Consider the following 21,687-nt stretch of genomic DNA (forward strand, 5'->3'; position numbering starts at 1 on the left):
ATGTCTGGCGGTAATAGCGCGGTGGTCCCACCTGACCCCATGCCGAACTCAGAAGTGAAACGCCGTAGTGCCGATGGTAGTGTGGGTATTACCCATGTGAGAGTAGGGTGCCGCCAGACTTTTAAATTTTATATATACATACCAAATACGGTGGAGCGGTAGTTCAGTTGGTTAGAATACCTGCCTGTCACGCAGGGGGTCGCGGGTTCGAGCCCCGTCCGTTCCGCCACCTTTTCTAGGGGCGTAGTTCAATTGGTAGAGCACCGGTCTCCAAAACCGGGTGTTGGGAGTTCGAGACTCTCCGCCCCTGCCATAAAAAATGATATTTTGCTCTAAATTTAATCACTTATTCAAATTTCTTTACATAAATAAAAAAATTTTGTTTACAGATTTACTTTGTCAATTATAATTCCCGCCCAACAATATTTATAATCTAGAGGATATAACATGGCTGAGAGTTTTGTAAGTCAACAACGTTTTTTTGATAACAAGAATTATCCAAGAGGACTTTCTCGACATGGTGATTTTACTATCAAAGAAGCTCAGATCTTAGAAAAATATGGTTGTGCTTTTAGAGATCTTGATACAGAAGCTAAAAAGCCAGCTACTCCAGAAGAAAAATCTTTTGTTGCGGTTTGTAAAGGGAAAAAAGAGCCATCTACTGATTATGAAAAAGCGTGGATAAAGTACCTTTCTAAAATTAATAAGCCAAAACGTTTTCACACATTATCAGGAGGAAAACCTCAAGTTGATGTAAGTGATGATTTTGTTGATAGTGATGATTAATGCTTTAGCCAATATTTTTGTGCAGTTGAATTAATAAACGATCCATAGAACGATAACTCAGTGCTTCTGAAATATGTTTTCGTTCTATGTTTTTTGAACAGTCTAAGTCAGCAATAGTTCGTGATACTTTTAATATCCGATGCCACGCTCTAGCAGAGAGACCTAACTTGATTAAAGCCTGCTCCAAATAATTATTGTCTTCATCACTTAGTAAGCAATGTATTTGAATTTCTTTTGGTGATAATTGACTGTTTAATTTGTTATTTCTTGTCATTTGAATCTTTCTTGTATCAATAACTCTTTTTTTTACTATTTCAGTTGGCTCTGTTGCTGTAGCCTTTTGACTTAATGTGCCTCTTGGTAGTAATGGTACTTCAATAGAAATATCAAACCGATCTAAAAATGGCCCAGATAGCCTATTTAAGTAACGTATTATTTGTTGTGGTGTTGTTCTGTTATGAGTGCCTTGATAATGACCTGTGGGACTTGGATTCATTGCTGCTATGAGTTGAAACTTTGCTGGAAATTTTATTTTTGCATTAGCCCTTGAAATAACTATTTCACCTGACTCAATGGGTTCTCTTAATGCATCTAAAACTTTACGGTTAAACTCTGGTAATTCATCTAAAAATAAAACCCCATTATGTGCTAATGAGATTTCGCCTGGTCTTGGAATTGATCCACCTCCTACTAGTGCAGCAGCTGATGCACTGTGATGTGGTGATCTAAATGGCCTTGTTCGCCAATTCTTTATTGAACCATTTGAGTTAACTAGGCTTGCAATTGCTGCACTTTCTAGTGCTTCATCATCTGATAATGGTGGTAATAATGACGTTAATCGTGTTGCTAACATTGTTTTTCCTGTTCCTGGTGGTCCTATCAATAATAGATTATGTCCACCAGCTGCAGCGATTTCTAATGCTCTTTTAGCATGTTCTTGTCCAATTACATCTTGTAGATTAGCGAGTTGATTATTTTCTTCTTGATATTGTCTATATTCGACTGATGATAAGTTAATTTCATTATATAAATATTGACATAATTCCAGTAAATTATGCGTAATTAATGTATGATTTTGATGAATTAACGATATTTCAGATTGATTCTCTGCTGAAATAATTAGAGTTCGATTATTTTTTTTAGAAGACAAAGCAGCGGGAATCGCCCCTTTTACTGCCTTAATTTCGCCCGAAAGAGCTAATTCACCTAAAAACTCATATTTAGCAAGGTGATCCATTGGTATCTGTTCTGTTGCTGCAAGAATAGCAATAGCTATAGGTAAATCAAACCGACTTCCTTCTTTAGGAAGATCGGCAGGAGATAAATTAACGGTTATTTTCTTTGCTGGAAATGTAAAACCACTATTAATAATAGCACTTCTAACACGGTCTTTGGATTCTTTTACTGTTGCTTCTGGTAGGCCAACAAGCACAAAACCAGGTAAACCATTACTAATATGTACTTCGACGTTAATTTGAGGTGCTTGTATACCAATAGAGGCTCTTGTATAAATGATTGCGAGTGACATAATTTATCGTCATTAATTTGAGATTTTTAGCACTTTATTAATAATTCTAGAATGTGCATAAATTTATGACTAAAAATGCGTGTTCGTTCGCAAAAAATTTCCTAATTTTGTTACTACTTCAATTTTTTGTTCTTATAAAGAATTTAGAAATAAATAGTGATATAAAAAATAAACAAGTGTTGCTTAATACAACAGAAGGACCTGTTGGGGTGTCATAAAATAATGAAAATAGTATGCCACCAATGATTGAGATCATACCGATTAATATTGCAATGATTGCCATTGATTCAGGATTTTTAGCATAGTATTTTGCAGTAGCTGCTGGGATGATTAACAGTGCTGTAATTATCAAAGCGCCAACAAATTTCATAGCAATACCTATCGTTAATGCTAATAGTATGGTTAGAATAAATTTTGTTATTGGTACATTAATTCCATGACTAAATGCTAATTCTTCACTAACCGTAATAAATAAAAAATGATTCCACCGCCATATTAACAATAATCCAATTGTTACTACACAAATGACTATTTGGTAAACATCAAACATTGTTATAGATAAAAGATCACCAAATAGATAGCCCATTAAATCAATACGTATATTATTCATTAAACTTATTACAACTAAACCCAATGAAAGAGCGCTATGCGCTAAAATACCCAGTAAGGTATCAACAGGAAGTTGCTTTTGAGATTCTAACCATAATAATCCAATAGCTAATATCAATGTTACTAAAATAATGGCATAAAATAGATTGATATTTAAAAGAAAACCAAAAGCTACCCCTAATAATGCAGCGTGAGATAAAGTATCACCAAAATAGGACATTCTTCGCCAAACAACAAATGTGCCTAAAGGTCCTGTCAAACAGGTTAAGCTTAATCCTGCCAGTAAAGAGGGTAACAGTAACTCTATCATTATTTTTTTCCTCGTTGGTCAGGTAATATAATTTTTTGATTATGTTGATGCTGATGTTGGCAAAAATCATGATCATGATTGTGATGATGTTTATATAAAGCAATTTGTGATGCACCATGTTGTCCAAAAAGCGAAATAAACTCAGGATCATTTGAAACACTTGCTGGTGTTCCTGAACAACAAATATGGTGGTTTAAACAAATTACCTCATCAGTTTTTGCCATGACTAGATGTAGATCATGTGAAACCATTAATACACCACAGTTAAACTCATTTTTTGCATTAATAATTAGATCATATAACAGTACCTGTCCATTAACATCAACGCCTTGGGTCGGTTCATCAAGAATGAGTAACTTTGGGCGTTTGGCTAATGCTTGTGCTAAAAGAACTCGCTGAAGTTCACCACCTGATAGTTGATGCATGGATCGATTTATCAAATATTCAGCCTTAACTAATGATAATGTTTTATGAATATCTATTTGACTTAACTGTTTATTTAACTGCATAAAACGTTTTACAGTAATCGGTAAAGTCGGATTTAAGTTTATGGATTGAGGAACATAGCCAATAGTTAAATCAGATGCACGTTTAATGGTACCAGTGGTTGGTTGAATTAAACCTAAGATAATTTTGACAAGTGTTGATTTACCAGCGCCATTTGGTCCTAATATTGTAATAATTTGATTTAAATTAACCGTTAATGAAATATCATATAATATTTTCTGGTTATTTATTTCAATGGAAACATTATCAAGTGACATTAATTGCGTCATGATATTATTAGTCCTTGCTGGTCAATATGTTATGTTATATTATAACAATATTCTGGTTTATTCCATCATATTTTATAAATATTGGATGATAAAGTGAAAAATTCTATTAATAGTACTATAAAGTTTATCCGTTTTTTTTTATTAGCTTTTTTATTTATTTTCGGGCTAATAGCTAATGCCAATGCGACAATAATTTCTTCAGTAAGACCTATTGGATTTATTACCGAAGCAATCGCATCAGGTGTAATAGATACTGATATATTATTACCGGATGGTGCTTCACCACACACTTATTCATTGAAACCTTCCGATTTAATTAAAATCAAAAATGCAGACTTAATAATTTGGGTTGGTGAGGAGATGGAAACTTTTATGCCAACTGTATTAAAAAATATTGATCACCAGAAACAAATAGAATTAATGGATGTTGGTGAAATTAAAAACTTACTTCGCATAAACCATGAAGATGATACGCATCATAATATGCACGCAGATGATGAGCATCATGGTGAATATGATGAACATATTTGGCTTTCTCCTACTATTGCTAAAATCATTGCTAAATCAATTCATGATAAGCTGCTTGATTTATACCCCAATAAAGCGGCAATACTTGACTTAAATCTAGACAAATTCATTACAAATTTATCAGAAACGGAACAAAACATTGCAAAAAAACTAATTAACGTCCAAAATAGGGGCTATTTTGTGTTTCATGATGCTTATGGCTATTTTGAATCATATTTCGGATTAAAAAATCTAGGAAGTTTTACCATAAATCCAGCAGTACAACCTGGTGTTCAAAAAGTTTATGCAATTCAAAAAGAGTTAGCTGAACACCAAGCGGTCTGTGTTTTTAGAGAGCCACAGTTTAGCCCTGCAATAATTAAAAAGATAGTGAATGGTACGGATGTTCGAATTGGTGAGTTAAATCCATTAGGGACAGGTATCCCTATAACAAAAGATTCATATTCACACTTTTTATTTGCATTGACACAAGAACTGTTGGATTGTTTAGATGAAAAATAATTTAGATAATAGATAGTTAAGGTTAATTTTGGTACGGCAGATTAAATCCTCTGATATTGAAAAAAATAATTTGAAAATTCCTTATTTTTCAATATTGGGAGTCCTTGTTGCTGTGATTTTAGTAACTATATTGTGGCGTCCTTTAAATTTAGATCGTACAGAGTATGTTCCTTTAAATTCACAAGCGCAAACCACAGTGACAGATACATCAACATCATCAGTTGTTATTGGTGATGGCCGAGTAGATATGGTTGGTGATAAATCAAAATCAGAAAACGTCACTGAATCGTCCGATGTTCCAGAAGATGCTATAGCTAAAGATGAATTAGACGATATTGCTGAAGAAAAAGATAACACTGTACAATATACCATTTCACGTGGAGATACATTACACGATATTTTAGTTCGTTATAATGTTAATCGAAATGATATTTCACAACTAACCAGTAAATTTAAACAGCTCGCCAATTTAAGAATTGGGCAACAAGTGAGTTGGACAACTGATGACAACCATAATTTATTAACTTTCAATTGGACAATATCAAGTAATAACGTTCGAATTTTTGAAAAGTCAGGCAATAAATTTATAGAGAGTTCTGAAACTATAGAAGGTACATCTGAAAATGTTGTCATTACTGGAGATCTTAAAACGAGTTTTGTTGCTGATGCACGTAAAGCCGGTCTAACTGGCAATGAAATCGGTATTATTACCCGAGCCTTGCAATGGCGCTTGGATTTTCGCCGTTTAAAAGTCGGAGATAAATTTGCCGTATATTTGTCACGTGAAATGCATGGTAAAAGATTATCTAAAAGCAAACTTCTTGGTGTTCGAATTAAAAATGGAACTAAAGATTATTACGCTATTTTGGCTGATGATGGTAAATACTATGATATTAATGCGAGTAGTTTGTCGCAAAGTTTTTTCCGTTATCCTTTGGCGAAGCAAGCTCGCGTATCATCAGGATTTAATCCTCGCCGTTTAAATCCTGTTACAGGCATCGTTACTCCGCATAATGGTGTTGATTTTGCTGTGTCTCGGGGAACACCTGTTTTATCAGTTGGTAATGGTGAGGTCGTTATTGCTAAATATAGTGGTTCTGCTGGTAACTATGTGGCTATTCGACACGGTAGGCAATATATGACAGCTTATATGCATCTGGATAAAATTTTAGTAAAACCAGGGCAACAAGTTAAGCAAGGCGATAAAATTGGGTTGTCCGGTAATACTGGACGTTCAACAGGACCTCATTTGCATTTTGAATTGCATATCAATAACAAACCGGTTAATCCATTAACTGCTAGTTTGCCAATTAATGAAGGTTTGACTGGTAAATCTAAAAAAGCATTTATTGAAAAAGTTAAAAATATTAAACCTAAACTTAACTTTTAACTGATTTTGTCTTCAAATCCATTATTTAAACTAAAAATTCTTATTCGAAAGAAGGCCAATGCGTCAGTAAAAAGTTGTGCTATCATAAGGTAATTTTATTTAAAATAAATATCGGGTGTAGTTTGAACAAACCAACGAAAAAAACATCTACTAAAAAAGCTTCGAAGAAAAATAACAAATCATGGTGGCGCCGTATCTGGTGGTTGCTATTTAAGTTATTTCTTATATTTGTTGCAGTAACTGTTGTTTATGGGATTTATTTAGATCAACAAATTAAAGAACGGATCGATGGTAATGTCTGGGAATTACCGGCTGCTGTATATGGTCAAATTGTTGATCTTGAACCTGATAGTGATTATAGCCTTAGTGATGTTGTTACTTTGTTAAAAGGTGCACAATATCGTCAGCAAGATAGTAAAGCAACACGTCCTGGTGAATTTATTGTCCAAAACGATGCTGTTGAAATCTATCGACGACCATTTACTTTTCCTGATGGTGAAGAACAAGCTTTTCGAGTTAGAATAACTTTTTATGATAATAGAATTGATCGTATATCTAATTTAGATACTGGCCGTGACTTTGGCTTACTTAAAATTGATCCTAAATTAATAACTATGATGCATTCACCTAACGGTGAACAACGACTTTTTGTTCCGTTAAAAGAGTTTTCTGATTCGTTAATAAAAACCTTAATTGCAACTGAAGATAAACGTTTTTATGACCATCATGGTGTAAGTTTATACTCAATTGGACGGGCTATTTTTGTCAATTTGACCACTGGCCGAACAGAAGGTGGTAGCACATTAACACAACAAACGGTTAAAAACTTATTTTTGACCAATGAAAGAAGCTTAAGCCGTAAAATACGTGAAGCATATATGGCTATAATTTTAGATGCTCGTTATAGTAAAGAACGTATTTTAGAACTTTATCTAAATGAGGTTTATCTAGGGCAAGCTGGTAGTGAAGAGATACATGGTTTCCCATTAGCGAGTCTTTATTACTTTGGCCGCCCAGTTAATGAATTGACATTAGATCAACAAGCTGTATTAGTGGGGATGGTAAAAGGTGCTTCATACTATAATCCTTGGACTCAACCACAACAAGTGATTGAACGTCGTAATGTTGTCTTAAAGCTTGCTGAACAGCAAGGGATTATTGATGAGGAGTTATTCAACTTACTTAGTCAGCGTCCACTTTCCGTTTTACCAAAAGGGGGAGTAATATCTCCACAACCAGCATTTATGCAAGTTGTGCGTAGTGAGCTGAGAAAACAGTTAGGCGATAAAGCAGATCATCTTTCTGGTATGAAAATTTTTACCACCTTTGATCCGGTTGCTCAAGCTGCAGCTGAACAATCCGTAACCAATGAAATCGAAAATTTACGCAAATCGACGAATAAAGATTTACAAACGGCAATGGTCATTGTCAGTCGTGAAACTGGTGAAATTCGTGCAATTATTGGTAGTGCTGAACCTCGTTATCCTGGTTATAACCGCGCGTGGTTGACAAGACGAGCAATTGGTTCACTTGCAAAACCATCAACTTACTTAACAGCATTAGGCCAACCGGGGCGTTATCAGCTTAATAGTTGGCTTGATGATAGTCCATTATCAATAAAGTTGGATAATGGTACTTATTGGCAACCAAAGAATTTTGACCGCAAGTTTCGCGATAAAGTGATGTTAATTGATGCGTTAGCCCTTTCGCTTAATGTCCCTACCGTTAATTTAGGGATGGGATTAGGTTTAGATGCAACCAAAAATACTTTACAAGCACTGGGTGTGCCAGAAGATCGTATTCCGAATTTACCATCACGATTATTAGGTGCACTAGAGTTAACACCTTTAGAAACAGCACAGATGTTCCAAACTATTTCCAATAATGGTCAACGCTCACCACTAACAATTTTAAGATATGTATTGTCCGATAAGGGCGAACTTGTTTATCAAAATTACCCACAGCAAATTCAAGCGGTTTCTCAACAATCTGCTTATTTGACGACTTATGCTATGCAACAAGTAGTTGAATCAGGAACATCGCGCTCGTTAAAAGCTAAATATGGATCATTTAATTTAGCCGCGAAAACGGGGACTAGTAATGATTCTCGTGATAGCTGGTTTACCGGAATTGATGGTAAAAATGTTGCGGTAGTTTGGATAGGTCTTGATGATCATTCTCCGATGAAATTAACGGGTGCAACGGGTGCCTTAAAAATATATAGTGAATACTTACAAAATAATCCACCAAAAAGGTTACAACTTCCCGTACCGCAAAATATATTTATGGTACCTATTGATAGTAATGGTCAATGGCAGTGTAATGGTGGTGGTGTACGTAGTTTACCTGCATGGACAATCAATCCTCAAAGTTTATGTTCGGCTAGTCCTCAGGCTGTATCTAATCAACAAGCACCAAGTTGGGTGACTGACATGTTAAATAATTAAATGAGGTTATCATATGCCTGAATTACCTGAAGTTGAGACGAGTCGACGAGGTATTTTACCTTATTTAAAAGGCCAAACTATCGCGCAGATTATTGTCCGAAACTCAAAACTTCGTTGGCCTATTGATACGGCTATTTCTGGTGCTAAAGGTCAAGTTATAGTAGATATTAAAAGGCGTGCCAAATATCTACTGTTACAACTGACACATGATTGGATTGTCATACATTTGGGAATGTCAGGTAGTTTACGCATATTAGAATCATACCAAGAACCAGCTAAACATGATCATGTCGATTTAGTATTAGCGAATGGAGTGATATTAAGATATACCGATCCAAGACGTTTTGGATCATGGCTATGGACTCACACTATTGAAGAATTAACTCAATTGAAGCACTTGGGGCCAGAGCCACTTAGTGATAACTTTTCAGCTAATTATTTATTTGAAAAAGCTAACAATCGAAAAATACCAATTAAAAGTTGGATTATGGATAATCATATTGTCGTTGGTGTTGGTAATATTTATGCTTCAGAATCATTGTTTTTGGCAAAAATTAATCCAAATCGAAAAGTTAGTAGCTTAACATTAGTTGAATGTGAACGATTAGTTACAGCAATTAAGCTGGTACTTACAAAATCTATAGAGCAAGGAGGAACGACACTTAAAGATTTTGTTCAATCTGATGGTAAACCGGGGTATTTTGTCCAGAACCTTCAAGTATATGGCCGAGAAGGTGAGAAATGCTTAATTTGTCAATCCAATATCAAGTCTAATAGAATAGGACAACGTAATACATTTTATTGTGAAACCTGCCAAAAATAATAGATAAATTTAATTATATTTTTCTTTTCTAACAATTGTTTTAATTATTGATAGTAATATAAATTCAACTCTTTTTAGTTATCAATCATATAAAAATACTTATTAATCTCTTTTCACTTAGTTTATTTCGGAATAGTATAGATAATAAACAATTTATTTATGGAATCAAAAAGAATATAATAGTATCAATTAAAAAATCTTTTTTACTCAAAAGGCTATGGACTTGTTACACAATATCGGCTATCTTTCTCGCTGTAAAATTAACTATATTTTGTAAAGCATAGTATCTATTATAAATTAATTATAATGTTTTAATTTTAAAATACTTTTCTTTATATGGGGTTAAGTTTATTTTAACCTAGTGTATTTCGCTTTGATTAAGGAATTTAAGATGATCAAATTTGCTTCTCGCTTTTTGATAGCTTGTTTTGTTTTATTATCAACAATGATGGCTACAGCTGAAGTTAAGATTGTAATTACTGATGGCGTCAGTTCGGCCAAGCCAATTGCTGTCGTACCATTTAAATGGACTGGTAGCGGAGAGCCTCCCCAACTTGTAGATAATATTGTCGCATCTGACTTACGTAATAGTGGTAAATTTAATCCTATTGACGTCGCAGCAATGCCACAAAAACCAACTACAGCATCAGAAGTTAATCCTGGCGTTTGGAGTAATATGGGTATTTCTGCTGTTGTAGTAGGATCAATTCAACCAGATGTGTCGGGGAAATATCTTATAACTTATCAACTAATTGATACAGTTGATCGACCAGGTTCAGTATTAGCAGAAAACCAATTCTCTATAGAGCAACGTTGGTTACGTTATGCCTCTCATACTGCAAGTGATGAAATCTTTGAAGCATTAACCGGTATTAGAGGTGCATTTAGAACACGTATTGCTTATGTGGTAAAAAATAATAAAGGACCTTATACCCATGAATTGCGTGTATCAGATTATGATGGTTATGATCAAATTACAGTACATCGTTCTAAAGAGCCATTAATGTCGCCAACATGGTCTCCTGATGGTAAAAAATTAGCTTACGTAACTTTTGAAAGCGGCCGTTCTGCTCTAGTATTAAAGACTTTAGATAGTGGTGCAATTGAAACTATTGCTTCATTCCCTCAACATAATGGTGCACCAGCATTTTCGCCTGATGGTAGTAAATTAGCTTTTGCTTTGTCAAAAGGGGGCAGTTTAAATTTATATATGATGAATTTGAGTTCTAAAAAAATTACCCAAGTTACATCAGGACGTAGCAATGATACAGAACCTTCTTGGATGCCAGATAATCAGACCATAGTTTATACCTCTGACCAGGCTGGACGTCCGCAACTTTATTCAATTAATATTGGTAGTGGAGCATCGCAAAGGGTAACTTGGGATAATACCCAAAATCAAAATGCTCGTGTATCTCCAGACGGCAAGTTTATTGCTGTAATTTCTACTAATAATGGTGAGCAACATATTACTCGATATGATGTAGAAACTAATACATATCAAAGATTAACCGATACTTTTTTAGATGAAACACCGAGTATTGCTCCAAATGGCACTATGATTATCTACAGTTCTTCACAAGGTTTGGGTACAATTTTAAATCTTGTTTCTACTGATGGTAATTTTAAAGCAAGGTTACCAGCAACGGATGGGCAAGTGAAATTCCCTTCTTGGTCACCTTATTTATAAGAACGGCTAAATTTTAGGCAATAATGACATTATTAAAATTGTGTAAATGTTAAGGTCGTTATAATATATACTTCTAATCTTTCTAGTTAGTAACCGTGCGTTACTTTGAAGTTGGTTAGATGTATAAAAAAATAAGTAAAATTTATTTAAAAACAAAGGAGTTAATACAATGCAATTTTCTAAATTTCTTAAAGTAGCCGCGGTTGCTTTACCATTAATCGCTGTAACTGCATGTTCATCAAACAGTAGCAGTAAAGCAGGCGGTAACGGTGCTTTATCAAAAGAAGCTTTAGAGCAACTTCAAAAACTACAACAAATTAACACTGTTTATTTTGATTATGATAAATACAATGTTAAATCAGAATATGAAACATTGTTAAATGCACATGCTGTATTTATTCGTTCAACTAACTTAAATGTTGTTATTGAAGGTCATGCCGATGAGCGTGGTACTCCAGAATATAATATCGCTTTAGGTGAACGTCGTGCATCAGCAGTTAAATCTTACCTACAAGGTAATGGTGTTTCTGGTGAACAATTATCAATCGTTTCTTATGGTAAAGAAAAACCAGCAGTATTAGGTCACAACGAAGCAGCTTATGCTAAAAACCGTCGTGCAGTAGTTACTTACGCTGGATACTAATCCCATCTAATGACGGCTGAATCATCAGCCGTTTTTTATTTCCAATGTTCACGTTGAGTTTATATAATATGTATAAAAAAATAATCACATTGTCCTTATTTCTTTTGTTTGCTGGTTATGGTTGTGCTGCTGGTAGTTCTGATGTTGATAGAACAATACAAGCTCAAGGGCAGTTAATCATTCAGAATCAACAAAAAATTAGTGATCTACAATCTGATTTAGATACACTTCGTGGCCAATTAGAAGAAACAAGGCACCAACTTAATCAAACTATTGAACGTCAAAAAATGATTTTGCAGGAAATGGCTAATGGTACAGGTTTCTCCGCAAGTAATTCCAATACAGGATCACAAGAAAACAGTTCTGATTCGGTTGCGAGTCCTGAACAATCATCTTCAGAACTATCTGGATGGTCGACATCGGGAGATGATAAAGCTGATTATAATTTTGTCATGCAATTTATCAATGATGACAAACAAAGTGACAATGCTATTGTTGCCTTCCAAAATTTCTTAAAAGCTTATCCAAAGACCAACTATCGTGCAAATGTTAACTATTGGCTTGGTCAACTTTGCTATAAAAAAGGTAAAAAAGATGATGCTTCATTCTATTATGCAACAGTAGTAAAAGATTTTCCTTCTTCACCAAAAGCTGCAGATAGTCTTTATAAAGTAGGTGTTATCTTACTTGATAAAGGTGATAAAAAGAATGCTAAAGCTGTTTTTCAACAAGTGGTAAATAAATACGCTAAAGATAAAAATGCAGTTGAGCAAGCAAATAAAAAGCTATCATCGCTGTAACAAAGTGTATAAATAACCAGCTATCGAATAAAAATAGCAATAAAAGGGTTGCGCCTTTTTACAATTCTAAGTATTATAGCAACCCGAAATTGCTTGAAACACAAAGTAATTTAACAAGAATTATCTTATCAAAATGGGTTGTTAGCTCAGTCGGTAGAGCAGCGGACTTTTAATCCGTTTGTCGAGCGTTCGAATCGCTCACGACCCACCACCACTTTTTCATCAATATAAAAAACAACTCAAATAAAATTAATAGATAAAGCGATGAGAACGCTAGCGTTTAAAGGATTATATTGGCAAGATCTCATCAGTTTCACTGAACAATGGAAATTACTAGCAGGATTACGTTATGATAAGTATGAGTTTGCTTCGGATAATAAATTAAATCAACAAAGTCGTTCTTATGATGGTCACTCTTTAAGTCCACGGATAGGATTAATTTGGCAGCCGATAGAGTCACAAAGTTTTTATGCTTCTTATAGTAAAAATTTTGCACCCTATGGTGGTCGAGGCATGATAACTATTGCTACTGATTCTAAGACGGTCTATGATGACAAACCTCAATATTCACGCCAGTATGAAGTAGGGATTAAGAGTGATTGGTTTAATGATAAGCTATCTTCTCAAATCGCCCTCTATGACCTTGAACTGTATAATGTTCGTTATCAACCAGATGCCGTCAATGACCCTTATAATTGGCAGGTTAGAGGTAGTGATCGAAGCCAAGGTATAGAATTAAGTGCAATAGGACAATTGAGTAAAAATTGGTATATCAATAGTGGTGTTGGTTATCAACAGGCTAAAGTTCATAAAGATAAAAAAACACCTGATAATAAAGGTAAGTATTTATCTAACACAGCCAAACATAGTGGTCATATTGGTGTTCGTTATTTACCTTACGAAAATTGGTTTACCGAAGTCGAATTTAATTATAAAGGCTCGATGTATAACGATGATAAAAATCTGGTTAAGCGTTCAGGTTATGGAACATGGAATGCGGCTGTAGGTTATCAAACACGATCTGTTGATGTAACTTTAGCAGTAACTAATTTATTGGGTAAAGAGTATTGGCGATCAAGTAGTATGCCGGGAACACCTAGAGCTTTCTTACTAACTGCTAGTTATAAATTATAATTGTTAATAAGAATTTGTCAGAGCTAAATTAGGTTTTGATACATTAAAGAGGGAATAGTATTCCCTTTTTTAATTATTCTTATCTTTTAACGACTGATTAAATAATTCTGAGCAACTAATTTGAATAATGAGGTTAATGTTAACAAACTCAAAATAAAATTTAGATGTAGCAAAAAATCATTTATTAATATCAAAAAACATCTTTATTTTGCTATTTTATGGCTTAAAAATCCCTCTCCTCAAAATTTTTACATTATTTTTACTTATACAATTTGCTAATTTTGAATTTTCTTTAATGTGCATAATATTTAATATTCCGCTAGTATAGAATTTGTACTAGTTAACAAGTCTAAACTAATTACTACTAATAATATTGATATCAGCAATTACGTTAGGATTGCATAAAATAAAAACAATGCTATATTATATGAATAATTAATCAAAAAAATAGAATAAATATTCAATTATTGTGCTTGTGAATAGAGCTTTAAAGGATATTATAATATCAGCAATGGGAGCTTCATTATGGTTTTCGATATTGATTTAATAAAAGATATTTATCAAAGTTATCCACAAAAAATTGATGTTATCCGCCAGAAAATTGGAAAACCATTAACATTGACGGAAAAAATTCTCTATGCTCATCTGGCTGAAGGAGAGGAACTTAAAGCTTATAAACGAGGGGAAGATTATGTAAATTTCTCCCCCGATCGTGTCGCGATGCAAGATGCAACCGCGCAGATGGCACTATTGCAGTTAATGAATTCAGGCCGTAAACGAGTTGCAGTTCCATCAACAGTCCACTGTGATCACCTTATCCAAGCTTATAAAAATGCCCATGACGATCTGATTGTAGCTGAAAGTAACAACCACGAAGTTTATCAATTCTTACGCGATGTTTCGAATAAATATGGCATCGGATTTTGGAAACCTGATGCAGGTATCATTCACCAAGTGGTACTGGAGAATTATGCCTTTCCTGGTGGCATGATGATTGGTACCGATTCACATACCCCTAATGCAGGTGGTTTATCCATGATTGCAATTGGTGTTGGTGGTGCTGATGCTGTTGATGTAATGGCTGGTATGCCATGGGAACTGAAAATGCCAAAAATTATTGGCGTAAAATTGATTGGCAAATTATCGGGTTGGGCATCACCAAAAGATGTCATTTTAAAACTAGCCGGTATCTTAACAGTTAAAGGTGGTACTAATTCTATTATTGAATATTTTGGTGAAGGTACTGAGTCATTATCTGCCACCGGTAAAGCAACAATTTGTAATATGGGGGCAGAAGTGGGAGCAACGACTTCAATCTTCCCTTATAGTAAAAAATCTGCTGATTATTTGAGTATGACAGGTCGTCAAGAAGTGGTTGATTTAGCCAATACGTTAACTGATTGTTTCAATCCTGATAAAGCGGTATTAGAACAACCTGAAAATTATTACGACCAAGTTATCGAGATTAACTTATCGACGTTAGAACCTTATGTAAATGGTCCATTTACACCTGACTTAGCTTATCCAATTTCCCAGCTTGCCTCTGCTGTTAAGGAACATGATTATCCTGATAATATGGAAGTTGGACTTATTGGATCATGCACTAACTCTTCTTACGAAGATATGATGCGCGCAGCTTCAGTGATTGATAACGCCAATAAGTTAGGTTTGAAAGTAAATGCCAAATTAATTATCAATCCTGGTTCAGAGCAAGTTAAATATACTTCAAAACGAGATGGTATTTTAAGTCGTTTTGAACAAGCTGGTGCAGCTATTATGGCTAATGCATGTGGGCCTTGTATTGGGCAATGGCGTCGTGATGATGTTGCCGATGAACACAAAAATTCGATTGTTACTTCGTTCAATCGTAATTTCGCTAAACGTAATGATGGTAGCCCAAACACTTATGCATTTGTTTGTTCACCAGAAATTGTAGTAGCGCTATCAATTGCTGGTAAATTAAGTTTTAATCCATTAACCGACAATCTCATCAATGATAAAGGTGAAAAAGTGAAACTCCCTGAACCCATCGGCGATGAGTTACCAAGACAAGGATTTGCTGTCGATGATGCCGGTTATATTGAGCCGATGGCTGATGGTAGTTTAGTTGAAGTTCGTATTGCACCTAATTCAGAACGGTTGCAACAGCTGTTACCTTTCTCACCTTGGGATGGTAAAGATATTCTTTCGCAACCATTATTGATTAAAGCAACCGGTAAATGTACCACTGACCATATTTCAATGGCCGGTAACTGGTTAAAATTTCGTGGTCATTTAGATAATATTTCCAATAATATGTTAATTGGTGCGGTTAATGCTTTTAACCAGAAAACCAACAGTGTGTTGGATGCACAAACTGGCGATTATGTTGAAGTCCCTGCGTTGGCTCGTAAATTAAAAGCACAAGGAGTCGGCTCAATAGTCGTTGCTGAAGAGAATTACGGTGAAGGTTCGTCAAGGGAGCATGCCGCAATGGAGCCGCGCTTTTTAAATGTTAAAGCAATTGTGGTTAAATCGTTTGCGCGTATTCATGAAACTAATCTGAAAAAACAAGGCATGCTTGCATTAACCTTTGTTAACAAAGATGACTATGACAAGATTCGGGAAGATGATCAAATTAGCATTACTGGACTTTGCGATTTTGCACCGGGTAAAAATTTGACATTAACTCTTCATCATCGTGATGGTAGTCAAGATTTTTTTGCAGTAGCGCATACTTATAATCAAGCACAAATTGAGTGGTTCAAAGCGGGTAGCGCATTGAATAAGTTAAAAGAAGAATTTAAATAAGAAATAAGAGGAAGAGACAATATGAATCAGCAAGTTTCAATTGAAAATGGACAATTAGTCGTTCCAAATCATCCAACGATTCCTTTTATTGAAGGCGATGGTGTTGGCAAAGAGATTTGGCATGCTGCTCAAACCATTTTTGATAAAGCAGTTGAAAAGGCTTATCAAGGCAAACGTAGTGTTCAATGGAAAGAGGTACTTGCTGGTAAAAAGTCGTTTAATGCAAATGGATCATGGTTACCGCAAGAGACTATGGATGCCTTCAAACATTATCTTATCGGTATTAAAGGACCATTAATGACACCTGTTGGCGGTGGGATCCGCTCACTCAATGTTGCTTTGCGTCAAGAGTTAGATCTTTATGTCTGTTTGCGTCCAGTGCGTTGGTTTAAAGGTGTTGAATCACCGTTAAAGCACCCAGAAAAAGTCAGTATGACTATTTTTCGTGAAAATACTGAAGACATTTATGCCGGGATTGAATGGCAACAAGGTACAGCTGAAGCTGAAAAGTTTTATCATTTTTTAGCTGACCAGATGAAAGTGACCAAAGTCCGTTTTCCTAATACTTCGGCTTTCGGGGTTAAACCTGTCTCTATTGAGGGATCTGAACGTTTAATCCGAGCAGCAATTAACTATGCATTACAACATAAATTACCATCGGTTACATTAGTTCATAAAGGTAATATTATGAAATTCACAGAAGGTGGATTTAAGCAATGGGGTTATGAACTTGCGGAAAGAGAATTTACTGACGTAGTGTTCACCATGAATCAATATGCCAAAATTCAAAAAGCCGAAGGTAAGGCAGCAGCTGAACAAGCATTACAAGCTGCGAAATCAGCCGGTAAATTAATTATAAAAGATGTGATTTGTGATGCATTTTTACAAAATACCTTGTTAAAACCCGAGGATTATTCGGTTGTTGCGACATTAAACCTTAATGGTGATTATGTTTCTGATCAGCTGGCTGCAATGGTTGGGGGTATTGGAATTGCACCGGGCGCCAATATTAATTATTTAACCGGACATGCTATATTCGAAGCGACTCATGGTACCGCTCCTGATATTGCTGGCCAAAATCAGGCCAATCCATCATCACTTTTATTATCTGGCGTGATGATGTTTGAATATTTAGGATGGCATGAAGTTGGGCAACTAATTACTAATGCAATGGAAAGCTTATTTCAATCAGGCAAAGCAACTGCAGATTTAGCGCGCTTTATGCAAAATGGGCAACCATTATCAACAACCCAATTTACTCAAGCCGTTATCGATAATTTATAATTCAAAGGGGATGGTTAATGAAAGAAAAGTTCTTAGTTTATAAATTATCGGAAACCATTAAAAATACCAGTAAAATTGAATCTCAGCTATTCGAACAATTTAATGTAAAACGTGGATTACGTAATGCTGACCATACCGGTGTATTAGTTGGGTTAACCAAAATTGGTGATGTATTAGGTTATGAACGCTTAGATGATGGTTCATTGAAACCCATTGCGGGTAAATTATTGTATCGTGGTATCGATATTGAAGAATTAGTACATAATGCACAAAAAGAACAACGTACAGGTTTCGAAGAGACTATTTATTTACTCTTATCTGGTTCTTTGCCCGATAAAGAAGAATTACGTGATTTCTCACGTTTACTTTGTGAATCAATGGCATTAGAAAAGCAAACCAAGATTGCAATTATGGAGCTTGAAGGGCACGATGTAATGAACATTTTGGCTAGAACTGTTCTTGAAATGTACACTTATGATCCTGAGCCTGACGATACCTCACGTGATAATTTAATGCGTCAATCCATAGATCTGATTGCTAAATTTCCAGCTATTATTGCGTATGCTTATAATATGTTAAGTCATAGCGCTAAAGGTAAATCCTTACATATTCGCCATCCTCATGAGGATTTTTCAATTGCGGAAAATTTTCTTTATATGATGAAAGGGTCAGGAGGATATACAGAGTTAGATGTAAGAGTGCTTGATTTAGCCATGATAATTCATGCCGAGCATGGTGGTGGGAATAACTCAACTTTTACTGTTCGAGTAACGAGCTCAACGGGTACTGATACTTACTCATCGATTGCCGCTGGGATTGGTTCATTGAAAGGCCCATTACATGGCGGAGCAAATTTACAAGTCGGAAAAATGCTTAAACATCTTGCTGAAGAGATTAAAAATTGGACTGACGTGAATGAAATTGATGCTTATTTACAACGTATTTTAAATAAAGAGGTCTTTGATCAAAAAGGGCTAATTTATGGTATTGGTCATGCTGTTTATACGGTATCAGATCCACGGGCAATGTTACTAAAAGAGATGGCATATAAACTCGCTCAAGAAAAAGGCCGTGAAAAAGAGTATAACTTCTTAAATTTATTAGAAGAACGAGCTATTCATGCGGTGGTGAATCGTAAAAATGCCCGAACCAAAAAACAAGTTTGTGCCAATGTTGATTTTTACTCTGGGTTTGTTTACGACATGATTGGTTTACCTAAAGAAGTTTATACTCCTCTATTTGCTATGTCGCGAATTGTTGGTTGGTGTGCTCATCGCATTGAAGAACTCAATTTTGATGATCGTCGAATTATCCGTCCGGCCTATAAAAATATTGGCCAACTTATGTCATTTACTCCTTTAAAAGATCGTTAGTTTATTTACCGTCAGTATTTCCTGACGGTAGCTGCTAAAAATATTGCTTATTAAAAAATCGTGGTGATTTAGAACAATAGTTTGTAGACTATGCCTAATTAATCGTTTTTGGCTATGTACTTTGTACATAAATTATATATGAATCTTTTAAAATCTTTAGCTACAGTTAGCTCAATGACAATGGTTTCACGAGTTTTAGGCTTTGTTCGTGATGCGATTATTGCCCGCTTTTTTGGTGCGGGGATGGCAACTGATGCCTTTTTTGTTGCTTTCAAATTACCAAATTTGCTTCGTCGTATTTTTGCCGAAGGTGCGTTTTCACAGGCGTTTGTACCGATTTTAGCTGAATATAAAAATCAACAAGGCATTGAGGCTTCACGTACTTTTGTAGCTTATGTCGCTGGGCTACTAACGCTAGTATTGGCTATTGTTACCTTGATTGGTGTTATAACTGCACCTTTTATTATAATGTTAACTGCCCCCGGATTTATGCAAGATTCAACTGAAAAGTTTGAGCTTGCTACTGTGATGTTGAGAATAACATTTCCCTATATCTTTTTTATTTCACTCGCATCATTAGTGGGGGCCATACTTAATACCTGGAATCGTTTTTCAGTACCAGCATTTGTGCCAACATTCCTAAATATTAGCATGATTGCTTTTACTTTATTTTTAACCCCTTATTTTAATCCGCCTGTACTTGCTTTAGCAGTTTCAGTTGTTGTGGGTGGTGTTATACAGCTACTTTACCAATTACCTTATTTGAAAAAGATTGGCATGTTAGTTTTGCCTCGAATTAGTTTTAAAGATAGTGGTGTTTGGCGAGTGTTAAAACAGATGGGGCCAGCTATTTTAGGTGTATCAGTTGGACAAATATCACTGATTATAAATACGATTTTTGCCTCATTCCTAATTTCAGGTTCTGTTTCTTGGATGTATTATGCTGACCGACTTATGGAGTTTCCAGCCGGTGTGCTCGGTGTGGCTCTAGGTACTATTTTATTGCCATCTTTAGCTAAAAGTTTTGCCAAAGGTGACCAAAAACAATATTCAGAGCTATTAGATTGGGGGCTTCGTCTCTGCTTTTTATTAGCTTTGCCAAGTACCGTAGCATTAGGTGTTATTTCAAAACCATTAATATCAACTCTTTTCGAGTATGGGCAATTTACTTTGAATGATACGTTAATGACTCAACGTGCATTAATTGCGTATTCAATTGGTTTACTCGGGCTGATTTTAATTAAAGTATTGGCTCCTGCGTTTTATTCCAGACAAGATATTAAAACACCCGTTAAAATAGCTATTGTCACTTTGATATTAACTCAGTTAATGAATTTGGCATTTATTGGGCCATTACAACATGCAGGACTTTCATTATCAATTGGGCTGGCAGCATGTTTTAATGCTGGGCTGTTATTTTGGCAACTTCGTAAAAAGAAACTCTATCAACCTCAACCGGGCTGGTACCGATTTTTAATCAAGGTAATTATTGCTGTTATATTGATGTCTTTTACTTTGTGGTTTGGTGCACAGTTATTACCCGATTGGTCAACTGGCTCAATGTTAGCCAGAGTAGGACGGTTATTACTGTTGGTTATTATCGGTATTTTTATCTATTTTGGAACACTGGCTTTATTGGGTTTTAAAATAAAGCATTTTATTAAACGGATTGAATAAATATAGATAACAAGGAAGTAAGATGGAGAAAGCATCTTTTTTTAAATTGTCGATGATAGGTAGTACAATTTATTTGTTTCTGAGTTTTTTATTGATTATCTTTTATTGCTCTTGTCTACCAGATACAGGTTTTTCACAAGAATCATTTTGGGATTATCTTAACTCCGTTAGCTTATTAGATTCGTTTTTTTTATATCAATTTTTTGAAGTGTTATGGCTTTTTGGAGTATTAACATTATTTCTTCATTTTAATAATATTTATCTTGTTAACTTACATAATGTCCTTTTATTAATGCTATTAATATTAATGTATTCAGGCATCACTTTTTGTATATGGTGTTTTATTGACACTTATATTGATGAGCTATCTTCTTTATCACAGCGTATATTATGTTATTCTGCATTCATTTTTCTTCATTATATTTTTTATTCTTTACTTCTGTATTATTTGATTGAACTATCAAAAAAATTTTTTTTAAAACATCGGCAAGCTTTTCGTTTAACGCCCCAAAATAGTAGTTTAATTCATGCGATACTTTTTTTAGCATTTATTTGTCCAATTTTTTTTAGTGGATTTGAAATAATTGAAGTTTTTTAC

16 protein-coding genes, 3 tRNA genes, 1 rRNA gene and 1 pseudogene are annotated in these 21,687 nt (G+C 34.9%); 17 read left to right on the plus strand and 4 right to left on the minus strand.

Features of this window, described 5'->3' with window-relative positions:
- Positions 1-3: 3 nt before the first annotated feature.
- From rrf to B6C84_RS08370, 4 genes are all read left to right on the plus strand, one after another.
- Positions 4-119: ribosomal RNA gene (gene rrf / locus B6C84_RS08355) — 5S ribosomal RNA — on the plus strand.
- 33 nt (positions 120-152) lie between these two features.
- Positions 153-229 (plus strand) — tRNA-Asp (locus B6C84_RS08360).
- 8 nt (positions 230-237) lie between these two features.
- Positions 238-313: transfer RNA gene (locus B6C84_RS08365), tRNA-Trp, on the plus strand.
- Positions 314-447: 134 nt separating this feature from the next.
- Entirely contained in the window at positions 448-786 is a 339-nt protein-coding gene (locus B6C84_RS08370; RefSeq protein ID WP_086320029.1) for a MaoP family protein, read from the plus strand.
- A 4-nt stretch (positions 787-790) separates the two neighbouring features.
- On the opposite strand, the gene B6C84_RS08375 is transcribed toward B6C84_RS08370, so the two are convergent.
- The 3 genes from B6C84_RS08375 to znuC form a co-directional block, all read right to left on the minus strand.
- The gene (locus B6C84_RS08375; RefSeq protein ID WP_065614325.1) at positions 791-2,314 is read right to left on the minus strand and encodes a YifB family Mg chelatase-like AAA ATPase; all 1,524 of its coding nucleotides are present in this window, start codon (positions 2,312-2,314) and stop codon (positions 791-793) included.
- Positions 2,315-2,432: 118 nt separating this feature from the next.
- Positions 2,433-3,233 (minus strand): zinc ABC transporter permease subunit ZnuB, encoded by an 801-nt coding sequence (znuB, locus tag B6C84_RS08380; protein ID WP_065614326.1) that lies wholly within the window; start codon positions 3,231-3,233, stop codon positions 2,433-2,435.
- Positions 3,233-4,009 carry a zinc ABC transporter ATP-binding protein ZnuC gene (gene znuC, locus B6C84_RS08385; protein WP_086320030.1) on the minus strand — a complete coding sequence of 259 codons (777 nt, stop codon included), beginning with the start codon at positions 4,007-4,009 and terminating at the stop codon, positions 3,233-3,235. Before znuC ends, znuB begins: the two co-directional genes overlap by 1 nt.
- A 117-nt stretch (positions 4,010-4,126) precedes the next feature.
- Here znuC and znuA point away from each other — a divergent pair, with 117 nt between their 5' ends.
- The 13 genes and pseudogenes from znuA to murJ all read left to right on the plus strand — a co-directional run bounded on the left by znuA (position 4,127) and on the right by murJ (position 21,089).
- Positions 4,127-5,038, plus strand: coding sequence for a zinc ABC transporter substrate-binding protein ZnuA (gene znuA, locus B6C84_RS08390; RefSeq protein ID WP_086320042.1), 912 nt, complete (start codon positions 4,127-4,129; stop codon positions 5,036-5,038).
- 55 nt (positions 5,039-5,093) lie between these two features.
- Complete coding sequence (gene mepM, locus B6C84_RS08395; RefSeq protein WP_370527994.1) at positions 5,094-6,428, plus strand: murein DD-endopeptidase MepM; 1,335 nt, start codon at positions 5,094-5,096, stop codon at positions 6,426-6,428.
- A 152-nt stretch (positions 6,429-6,580) separates the two neighbouring features.
- Positions 6,581-8,875 (plus strand): annotated as a pseudogene (gene mrcB, locus B6C84_RS08400) (bifunctional glycosyl transferase/transpeptidase); the annotation flags it as partial.
- Positions 8,876-8,888: 13 nt separating this feature from the next.
- Positions 8,889-9,698 carry a bifunctional DNA-formamidopyrimidine glycosylase/DNA-(apurinic or apyrimidinic site) lyase gene (gene mutM / locus B6C84_RS08405; RefSeq protein WP_086320033.1) on the plus strand — a complete coding sequence of 270 codons (810 nt, stop codon included), beginning with the start codon at positions 8,889-8,891 and terminating at the stop codon, positions 9,696-9,698.
- A 394-nt stretch (positions 9,699-10,092) separates the two neighbouring features.
- Positions 10,093-11,388, plus strand: coding sequence for a Tol-Pal system beta propeller repeat protein TolB (tolB, locus tag B6C84_RS08410; RefSeq protein ID WP_165754875.1), 1,296 nt, complete (start codon positions 10,093-10,095; stop codon positions 11,386-11,388).
- A gap of 169 nt (positions 11,389-11,557) precedes the next feature.
- Positions 11,558-12,031, plus strand: coding sequence for a peptidoglycan-associated lipoprotein Pal (pal, locus tag B6C84_RS08415; protein ID WP_065614331.1), 474 nt, complete (start codon positions 11,558-11,560; stop codon positions 12,029-12,031).
- Positions 12,032-12,099: 68 nt separating this feature from the next.
- Positions 12,100-12,831, plus strand: coding sequence for a tol-pal system protein YbgF (gene ybgF / locus B6C84_RS08420; RefSeq protein ID WP_165754873.1), 732 nt, complete (start codon positions 12,100-12,102; stop codon positions 12,829-12,831).
- 135 nt (positions 12,832-12,966) lie between these two features.
- A tRNA-Lys gene (locus B6C84_RS08425) sits at positions 12,967-13,042 on the plus strand.
- Positions 13,043-13,095: 53 nt separating this feature from the next.
- A complete protein-coding gene (locus B6C84_RS08430) occupies positions 13,096-13,965 on the plus strand; it encodes a TonB-dependent receptor (protein ID WP_086320036.1) in 870 nt (289 codons plus the stop codon).
- Between the two features lie 525 nt (positions 13,966-14,490).
- Positions 14,491-16,755 carry an aconitate hydratase gene (locus B6C84_RS08435; protein ID WP_086320037.1) on the plus strand — a complete coding sequence of 755 codons (2,265 nt, stop codon included), beginning with the start codon at positions 14,491-14,493 and terminating at the stop codon, positions 16,753-16,755.
- Between the two features lie 21 nt (positions 16,756-16,776).
- Positions 16,777-18,039: an NADP-dependent isocitrate dehydrogenase gene (gene icd, locus B6C84_RS08440; RefSeq protein ID WP_086320038.1), complete on the plus strand. Its 1,263-nt coding sequence runs from the start codon at positions 16,777-16,779 to the stop codon at positions 18,037-18,039.
- 17 nt (positions 18,040-18,056) lie between these two features.
- Complete coding sequence (locus B6C84_RS08445; RefSeq protein WP_086320039.1) at positions 18,057-19,412, plus strand: citrate/2-methylcitrate synthase; 1,356 nt, start codon at positions 18,057-18,059, stop codon at positions 19,410-19,412.
- A 138-nt stretch (positions 19,413-19,550) separates the two neighbouring features.
- A complete protein-coding gene (gene murJ / locus B6C84_RS08450; RefSeq protein ID WP_086354391.1) occupies positions 19,551-21,089 on the plus strand; it encodes a murein biosynthesis integral membrane protein MurJ in 1,539 nt (512 codons plus the stop codon).
- 404 nt (positions 21,090-21,493) lie between these two features.
- On the opposite strand, the gene B6C84_RS11580 is transcribed toward murJ, so the two are convergent.
- On the minus strand, positions 21,494-21,637 hold the full coding sequence (locus B6C84_RS11580) for a hypothetical protein (RefSeq protein ID WP_165601659.1): 144 nt from the start codon (positions 21,635-21,637) through the stop codon (positions 21,494-21,496).
- Positions 21,638-21,687 lie beyond the last annotated feature (50 nt).

This window comes from Gilliamella apis, assembly GCF_002142155.1.
Lineage (GTDB): Bacteria > Pseudomonadota > Gammaproteobacteria > Enterobacterales > Orbaceae > Gilliamella > Gilliamella apis.

What these genes read in the sequence shown, in the direction of transcription:
- B6C84_RS08370 (WP_086320029.1), top strand. Translation starts at nt 448, where the DNA reads ATGGCTGAGAGTTTTGTAAGTCAACAACGTTTTTTTGATAACAAGAAT.
- B6C84_RS08375 (WP_065614325.1), bottom strand. Translation starts at nt 2,314, where the DNA reads ATGTCACTCGCAATCATTTATACAAGAGCCTCTATTGGTATACAAGCA.
- znuB (WP_065614326.1), bottom strand. Translation starts at nt 3,233, where the DNA reads ATGATAGAGTTACTGTTACCCTCTTTACTGGCAGGATTAAGCTTAACC.
- znuC (WP_086320030.1), bottom strand. Translation starts at nt 4,009, where the DNA reads ATGACGCAATTAATGTCACTTGATAATGTTTCCATTGAAATAAATAAC.
- mutM (WP_086320033.1), top strand. Translation starts at nt 8,889, where the DNA reads ATGCCTGAATTACCTGAAGTTGAGACGAGTCGACGAGGTATTTTACCT.
- pal (WP_065614331.1), top strand. Translation starts at nt 11,558, where the DNA reads ATGCAATTTTCTAAATTTCTTAAAGTAGCCGCGGTTGCTTTACCATTA.
- ybgF (WP_165754873.1), top strand. Translation starts at nt 12,100, where the DNA reads ATGTATAAAAAAATAATCACATTGTCCTTATTTCTTTTGTTTGCTGGT.
- B6C84_RS08430 (WP_086320036.1), top strand. Translation starts at nt 13,096, where the DNA reads ATGAGAACGCTAGCGTTTAAAGGATTATATTGGCAAGATCTCATCAGT.
- B6C84_RS08435 (WP_086320037.1), top strand. Translation starts at nt 14,491, where the DNA reads ATGGTTTTCGATATTGATTTAATAAAAGATATTTATCAAAGTTATCCA.
- icd (WP_086320038.1), top strand. Translation starts at nt 16,777, where the DNA reads ATGAATCAGCAAGTTTCAATTGAAAATGGACAATTAGTCGTTCCAAAT.
- B6C84_RS08445 (WP_086320039.1), top strand. Translation starts at nt 18,057, where the DNA reads ATGAAAGAAAAGTTCTTAGTTTATAAATTATCGGAAACCATTAAAAAT.
- murJ (WP_086354391.1), top strand. Translation starts at nt 19,551, where the DNA reads ATGAATCTTTTAAAATCTTTAGCTACAGTTAGCTCAATGACAATGGTT.
- B6C84_RS11580 (WP_165601659.1), bottom strand. Translation starts at nt 21,637, where the DNA reads ATGCTAAAAAAAGTATCGCATGAATTAAACTACTATTTTGGGGCGTTA.